This is a genomic window from Pseudomonas sp. 05N432, from assembly GCF_056396945.1.
In genome coordinates, this window is record NZ_JBFTMM010000046.1 from 1 (window position 1) to 1,709 (window position 1,709).

Genomic DNA, 1,709 nt, shown 5'->3' on the forward strand with positions numbered 1-1,709 from the left:
GGTGATGGCGTTGCCGCCGACCGCATCATATTTCACCGCGATATTGGCGGTGTTGACCGTGTCGGTRTTCAGCGCCGWCAACGCACCCGCTACGCTGGTTTGTGCAGTGCCAGCCGCTACCGCCCCGGTGCTGCTGATCGCGTTGATCGGCTGACTGAAGCCGGTAAGCCCCGTGGCCGGCGAGTAAGTGGCGCCGCCACCCAGGGTGTTGGCCGAGGTGTTGCCCAGAGTAGTGGTCTGGGTSCCCAGATTAKTSACGGCAGTATTGGTGGCAAACAGTTGGCTGCCGTTGATCGCGTCGGTGCTGGTGGCTGTGACTTGGCCGGCCGCTACATTGCTGATCTGACGTTCGTTACCGACACTGCCCACGCTCAATACGCCAGTCGGTGTCGCACCCTCATAATTGAAAGTGGTGCCATTGATCACGCCATTGGCGGTCGCAACAGCAGCAGCCGTGGTGGCGCCGTTGCCCAGGGCGATGGAGTTCGCAGTGCYGGCGATGGCGCCGTTGCCGATGGCGATCGCATTAGCGGCGGTCGAACTCGCGGCTGGGCCGACGGCCACGCTGTCCTGACCCGTTGCGCTGCTGTCGGCCAGGATCGAATTAGCATGGAAATACTTGATGCCGGCACCATTGTTGATGTTATTGAGGCTTTGGTTGGTCGCAAAAAGCTGCGAGCCATTCACCGCATCAGTGCTGGTGCCGTTCAAGGCACCGGCACTCAGGTTGGTGATTTTCACCCCGCCGGCCGGTGCGCCTGCACCACCGCTCGCCCCCAAGGTGATGGTGTTGCCGCCGACCGCATCATATTTCACCGCAATATTGGCGGTGTTGACCGTGTCGGTATTCAACGCCGTCAACGCACCCGCTACGCTGGTTTGTGCAGTGCCAGCCCCTACCGCCCCGGTGCTGCTGATCGCGTTGATCGGCTGACTGAAGCCGGTAATCCCCGTGGCCGATGAGTAAGTGGCGCCGCCGCCCAGGGTGTTGGCCGAGGTGTTGCCCAACGTCGTGGTCTGGGTSCCCAGATTAKTSACGGCRGTATTGGTGGCAAACAGTTGGCTGCCGTTGATCGCGTCGGTGCTAGTGGTAGTGACTTGGCCGGCCGCTACATTGCTGATCTGACGTTCGTTACCGACACTGCCCACGCTCAATACGCCAGTCGGTGTCGCACCCTCGTAATTGAAAGTGGTGCCATTGATCACGCCATTGACGGTCGCAACAGCAGCAGCCGTGGTGGCGCCGTTGCCCAGGGCGATGGAGTTGGCAGTGCCGGCGATGGCGCCGTTGCCAATGGCCACGGCATTCGTTGCGGTGGAACTGGCGGCGGGACCGACRGCCACGCTGTCAGTACCCGTGACTGTGCTGTCGGCCAGGATCGAGTTGGCATGGAAATACTTGATGCCGGCACCATTGTTGATGTTATTGAGGCTTTGGTTGGTCGCAAAAAGCTGCGAGCCATTCACCGCATCAGTGCTGGTGCCGTTCAAGGCACCGGCACTCAGGTTGGTGATTTTCACCCCGCCGGCCGGTGCACCTGCACCACCGGTCGCACCCAAGGTGATGGCGTTGCCGCCGACCGCATCATATTTCACCGCAATATTGGCGGTGTTGACCGTGTCGGTGTTCAGCGCCGTCAACGCACCCGCTACGCTGGTTTGTGCAGTGCCAGCCGCTACCGCCCCGGTGCTGCTGATCGCGTTGATCG

Annotated in this window: 1 protein-coding gene; it reads right to left on the bottom strand. The window is 61.5% G+C overall.

Going from position 1 to position 1,709, the window contains the following annotated elements; all coding sequences use genetic code 11:
* The coding region (locus AC1DHT_RS29110) for a beta strand repeat-containing protein (RefSeq protein ID WP_477761582.1) at positions 1-1,709 on the bottom strand (1,709 nt) is incomplete at both ends.